This is a genomic window from Streptomyces sp. 4N124, from assembly GCF_052245395.1.
Lineage (GTDB): Bacteria > Actinomycetota > Actinomycetes > Streptomycetales > Streptomycetaceae > Streptomyces.
Window position 1 is genome coordinate 165,621 of sequence record NZ_JBQQBS010000015.1, and the last position, 6,000, is coordinate 171,620.

3 protein-coding genes and 1 pseudogene are annotated in these 6,000 nt (G+C 71.6%); 2 read left to right on the plus strand and 2 right to left on the minus strand.

The genetic code is table 11. From position 1 onward, the window contains the following. Positions 1 to 134: 134 nt before the first annotated feature. A complete protein-coding gene (locus ACTWQO_RS18015; protein WP_443238349.1) occupies positions 135 to 617 on the minus strand; it encodes a DUF456 domain-containing protein in 483 nt (160 codons plus the stop codon). A 58-nt stretch (positions 618 to 675) separates the two neighbouring features. After that, positions 676 to 1,665, minus strand: coding sequence for a helix-turn-helix domain-containing protein (locus ACTWQO_RS18020; RefSeq protein ID WP_443238350.1), 990 nt, complete (start codon positions 1,663 to 1,665; stop codon positions 676 to 678). Positions 1,666 to 1,880: 215 nt separating this feature from the next. Here ACTWQO_RS18020 and ACTWQO_RS18025 point away from each other — a divergent pair, with 215 nt between their 5' ends. Then, positions 1,881 to 5,603, plus strand: a complete 3,723-nt coding sequence (locus ACTWQO_RS18025; RefSeq protein ID WP_443238351.1) for a S8 family serine peptidase — start codon at positions 1,881 to 1,883, stop codon at positions 5,601 to 5,603. Positions 5,604 to 5,751: 148 nt separating this feature from the next. Beyond that, a pseudogene (locus ACTWQO_RS18030) lies at positions 5,752 to 6,000 on the plus strand (protein phosphatase 2C domain-containing protein); the annotation flags it as partial.

The window sequence follows — 6,000 nt, forward strand, 5'->3', positions numbered from 1 at the left end:
CCCGGCGGCTCTGCGACTCTGTGACTCTGACGATTCATCGGAGCTATCCCGGAGTGCAACGTAGGGATGGGGCGACAGATCGTCAATATGGCAGGAGAGATCCGATCAATCGAAAGCAGCGGAGATCCAGGGCGTCAGCCCCAGAGCACCGCCCCCAGCCACGCCCCGGAGATCACCAGACACGTGAACAGCTCCGCCAGCACACTGGAGCCCCCGTTGCGCATCGCCGTACGCAGCGCCGCCCTCGCCTCGCCGTGGCGGCCCAGCCGGAGGCGTTCGTACAGGTAGATGCCGCCCATGAAGCCGGGGATGGCGCCCAGCACCGGGATCAGGACGAAGCCGAGGAACGCCCCCGCACCGGCGTACACCCCCATCCGGGGCGTGGCGCCGCTCGCGCGCAGACGCCGGGGCGGCAGGGTCCAGCGGACCACCTGGGAGACGAGCAGCGCGACGGTGGCGCCCACGAGCACCCACCAGGCGACGGGCTGTGGATCCTGCAGCGCCCACCACATGACCGCGGCCCACACGAGCCACGACCCCGGCACCCCGGGCACCAGCACTCCGCACAGGCCGAGCACGATGACCACGCCGACCAGCAGGAGGTCCAGGACTCCCATCTGTCCAGGGTGCCGGAGCGACAGAGAAAGCGCAGGTCACCCCTACTGACCTCGCAGGTCACCCGCGCCGCTGCCGCGCGACCCACCCGAGCTCGTACGCATGCCATCCCAGCTGCAGCCGCGTCGTCACCCCGGTCAGCTCCATCAGCCGCTTCACCCGGCGCTGCACGGTCCGCAGCCCCAGGTCGAGCTGTTTGGCCACGCTCGCGTCCGTCAGCCCGGCCAGCAGCAGGGAGAGGATCTCCAGGTCGGTGCCGTCGGGGCCGTCGGGCTCGTCCTCCGAGACTCCGGTGGCCCCGATCCGCAGGGGCAGCGCGTCCCGCCACACCGACTCGAACAACCCGGAGAGCAGTTCCAGCAGCCCGCTGGCGTGCACGACCAGTGCGGCGGGCTCGGCGGTGTGTGAGGTGAGCGGCACCAGGGCGAGCGTACGGTCGGCGACCACCAGCTTGGTCGGCACCTGGTCCACCACGCGCACCTCCTCGTCGCGGCCGAGCGCGGCGGACAGCTCGGTGATCCCGTCCGGCAGATCCAGCACCGACCGCTCGACGACCACCCGGTAGCGCACTCCGCGCCCGGCCGCCTGCTCCTCCGCGACGTTCTCCGTGCCGGTGACCGCGACCGGGTTGCCGGTGACCAGCGCGCACACCTCCTCGCTCGCCCCGAGCTGGAGCTGCAGGAACCGCTGGGAGACCGCGGCCGACCCGATCACCACCTCGACCAGGTCATGGACGGCCGGCTCGGCCGCCGCCGCCCGGTACTCCTCGGCGAGCAGCGCGGCCGCCAGCTCCGCCTTCTCCAGCTCGTGCCGCCGCTGGGTGAGCAGCGCGCCCAGCGCCACCCCGGGCGGCGCGGCCACCCAGCGCCCGGGCCGGGCCGACGACTGGGCCGCGAGGCCGTGCCGCTCCAGCCGGCGCAGGGCGCGTTCGGTGTCGTACTCGCCGAGCGTCAGCCGCCGCGCGAGATCGGGCACGTCGGCCGCGCCCACCGACACCAGCGCCCGGTACGCCGTCTCGTGCGTCTCGTCCAGACCTATCGCCGCCAGCATCAGGCGCCGCCCCTCCCCGAAGACCTCATGTGCACCACGTGGCGGGAATCGGCCACGGCGCAAACCCGCCTCGGCACATCATCGCCGTACCGCCCGCCACTCTGCCAAGGTGTCGCCACCGCAGCATCAACCACCGTCCGCATTGCCCGTATTGGGCCTCCTTGGCCTGCGCAGACGCGCCCGCGGGCAGGCGGCCGTACGGGAAGAAGGCGATCTTGGGGAGAGCGATACGGCGTACGGCCCTGGGGGCGGCGACCGCCGCCCTGCTGGCCGTCACGACAGCCGCGCCCACGCACGCGGCGGAGGAACCGAGACCGCTGACCGGAAGCCGGGCCACCCCCGGCACCGGTTCCGCCGTCCCTGCCCGCACCGGTTCCCTCGTCACCCTCGTCACCGGCGACCGGGTCCTCGTCACGCAGGACGGCGCCGTCGCCCTGCCCGGCCCGGCCGGTACGACCCCCGTCACCCAGACCCGCCGGTCCGGCGACGACCTGTACGTCTATCCGGAGAGCGCGGTCGAGGCGCTGGCCGCCGGCCGTGTCGACGAGGAACTCTTCAACGTCACCGGCCTCATCCGGCAGGGCTACGACGACGCGCACAGCGAGACGCTCCCGCTGATCGCGACGTACGACCGGTCCGTGGCCCGCAGTGTCCCGGCCGCCCCGCGCGGAGCCGAACGCGAACTCGTCCTCGACCCGATCGACGGGGTCGCCCTGAAGACGGACAAGGCGAAGACCGGCGACTTCTGGGCCGATGTCACCCAGGGCGACGTGAAGAAGCTGTGGCTCGACGCCAAGGTGCGAGCCACGCTGGACCGTTCGACCCGTCAGGTGCGTGCCCCCGAGGCCTGGGCCGCGGGTTACGACGGCAAGGGAACCAAGGTCGCCGTCCTCGACACCGGGACCGACGCCGACCACCCCGACCTCAAGGGCCGGATCGCCGCGTCGAAGAACTTCACCGACTCGGCGGACGCGAGCGACCACGACGGCCACGGCACCCACACCACCTCCACCGTCGGCGGCACGGGCGCGGCGAGCGACGGCAAGAAGAAGGGCGTCGCGCCCGGCACCGAACTCCTCAACGCCAAAGTCCTCGACGACTACGGCTACGGCGAGACCTCCTGGATCATCGCCGGCATGCAGTGGGCGGTCGACCAGGGCGCCGACGTCGTTTCCATGAGCCTCGGCAACCCGGCCCGCACCGACTGCACCGACCCGATGGCGCAGGCCACCGAGGAACTTGCCAGGTCCAGCCAGAACACCCTGTTCGTCATCGCCGCCGGCAACACCGGACCCGGCAACAACACCGTCTCCTCGCCCGGTTGCGCCCCCAGCGCCCTCACCGTCGGAGCCGTCGACCGCGACGACTCCACGGCCTCCTTCTCCAGCCGCGGCCCGGCGTACGGCTCGCACACCCTCAAGCCCGAGATCACCGCGCCGGGCGTCGGCATCTCCGCCGCCAACGCAGGCGGCCGAGGCATGTATGCCTACCGATCCATGAGCGGTACGTCGATGGCGGCGCCGCACGTCGCGGGCGCGGCGGCACTGGTGAAGCAGCGGCGCCCCGACTGGTCCGCCCAGCAGATCAAGGCGGCCCTGATCTCATCTGCCGACGCTCACGTGCCCGGTGACGTCCGGGAGACCGGCGCCGGTCGCCTAGATGCGAAGGCCGCGATCGACCAGCCGGTGCTCGGCGCGTCAGCCATCCAGGGCGGCACCTTCAACTGGCCCCAGGACCGCAGCGATCGGACGACGGTCACCGTGCCGTACACCAACACCACAGACCGGGCGGTGGAGTTGAAGCTGTCGGTGTCCGCCGTCACCGGCAACGACGGCTCCACCGTCCGCTCGCCGATCGCCCGCCTCACCGCCCGCTCGGTCACCGTCCCGGCGGGGGAGACCGCCGAGATCCCGCTCGCCCTCGACCCGACCGCGACCCTCAGCCGCGCCCAGTACGGCGACCTCACCGGCCGCGTCCTCGCCACGGCTGACGGCGTCACCGTCTCCACGCCCTTCTCCCTCTACGTCCAGCCGGAGACGGTCACCCTGCGCGTCAAGCTCACCGACCGCCTCGGTAGACCCGCCGACGGTGCGTCCTCCGTCGACCTGATCGGCACCGATGAGGCGAGCGGCGAGCGGCGCTTCAACGAGGGCGCGAGCGACCAGACGTACGCGATCCGGCCGGGCAGCTACTTCCTCTCCAGCTTCATCACCACGCCGGAGACCGAGGGAACGCTCGTCAACTCCCTTACCTACCTGGCCCGTCCGCAGCTGGAGATCCGCAAGGACACGACCGTCGTGCTCGACGCCCGCAAGGCCCACCGGCTGAGCGTGAGGACGGACCGGCCCTCCGAGGTCCGGGCCGCCACGCTCGGGTTCGCGCGCAGCTGGGACGACACCTGGCTGCACGCCGGTACGGCGGTCGGCGGCAGGTCGATCCGGGGTTACTACGCCTCGGTCGACGGCCGGGCGAGCGAAGGCAGCTTCGAGTTCGACAGCTTCTGGCGGGCCGCCGCACCGCAGATCACCGAACTCGCCGTCGTGGGCGGGCGGTCGCTGCATCCGGTGACCGCGTCGACGAGTTCGGCGAACCTGGACGGCAGTGGCGAGGCACGGCTCTTCGACGCCAAGTCCGGTACGGAGGAGGAGCTTTCGGGCGCCGAAGGAAAGATCGCGCTCATCAAGCTGCCGGACAGCGGCAGTGCTTACGAGGTGGCGGTGCGCGCGGAGGCGGCCGGCGCGGTCGCCGTGCTCGGGTACCGCGAGGCGCCCGGCCGCTGGTACCCGTCGGCGGGCTTCACCGGTGGACCACTGCCCGTCCTCGGCATCCCGGCCGAGGAGGCGACGGCCCTGCTCGCCGCACCGGACGTGACCCTGCGCTGGAAGGCCACGGCCAAGAGCCCGTACGTCTACACCCTGGCCTTCCCGGAGACGGGACCCATCCACGGCGACCGCACCTACCGCGTCCGGGACAAGCAACTGGCGGCGACGACAGCGACGTACAAGGCGATGGGCACGCCCACCGACTACATCGACCTGACCACCATGACCCGGCCGAGCGGACTGTCCGGCTACTTCGGCGACCTGGAGACCGTCCCCGCGCCCTTCACTCGCACCGAGTACCACTCACCCGGCACCACCGGCTGGGGGCACGACGTGTCCAGCAGCTTCCCGTGGGGCGAGTTCATGATCGACCCGGTGCGGACGTACGAGAAGGGGGAGCGGCGCAGCGAGGAGTGGTACGGCGGGGTCGTCTCGCCGGTCGCCCCGCTCGACGACGGCGGACGGCAGGCACTCGCCGCCGAGCGGCAGGGCAATCTGATCGGCGTGGCGCCCGGGTTCTGGGGCGACGCTCAACACCAGGGAGTCCAGGGCAGTTTCGGCGACATCGGGAACATGGTGCTGAAGCGGGACGGTGAGACGGTCGGCGACAGCCCGTATCCGTTCGGGGTGTTCGAGGTGCCGGCCGAGGAGTCGTCGTACGAACTCACCCTGAACACCACGAAGATCGGCCCGCCCGCGCGTGTGTGGAACCGGTCGACGAGCACGACGACGAGTTGGTCCTTCCGCTCGGGTCTTGACGAGGATGCCTACTCCCAGGGCATCCCGCTGCTCTTCCCGCGCTACGAGCTGCCGGAGGACGGGCTCAAGACACTCCCGGCGCGAGACGGGCTGCGGATCGGGCTCACGGCGACCGGTCATGCGGGTTATGAGCCCGGAGGATTGAGTTCCGTGCGGCTGGACTACTCGTATGACGGCGGGGAGATCTGGACCGAGGCGCGCACCGAGCGTGACCGAGACGGTGGCTGGAAAGCGGTGGTGGACCACAGCGGGGCGACAGGGAAGCAGGTCACACTCAGGGTCCGGATGACAGATATGAATGGCAATTCGGTCACCCAGATCGTGACCCGGGCCTACGACGTGCGCCCGCACGTGTAGGGGATCGCGGGCCCGGGTCACTCCGGCGTCGCCGGGCGGTTCTCCCGTGGGGGGTGGGATCGCCCGGCGACTTCCCGAGCGTCACGACCGCGCCGGATTTTCCGGATGCCCCGTTTTCATCCGGCCCGTGCGGTGGACAATTGGGGGCATGAGCCAGCAGGGGGGAAGTCCCACCGGTCACGAGGACGACTGGTGGGGACAGCTGTACGACGACTCCACCGACGACACGGGCCCCACGGCCGCGCCCGACTCACTGGACGACCGGTTCGCTTCGGCGGCGGGGGCGGTGGGGGAGGGGGAGGGGAGTACTTCGGCGGTGGAGGACGGGCACGCTGCCTCGACGCCGGGAGCGGGTCCGCCGCCGGGGCAGCCGACGTCGGGGGTGAGAGTGCCCCCG

What these genes read in the sequence shown, in the direction of transcription:
- ACTWQO_RS18015 (WP_443238349.1), bottom strand. Translation starts at nt 617, where the DNA reads ATGGGAGTCCTGGACCTCCTGCTGGTCGGCGTGGTCATCGTGCTCGGC.
- ACTWQO_RS18020 (WP_443238350.1), bottom strand. Translation starts at nt 1,665, where the DNA reads ATGCTGGCGGCGATAGGTCTGGACGAGACGCACGAGACGGCGTACCGG.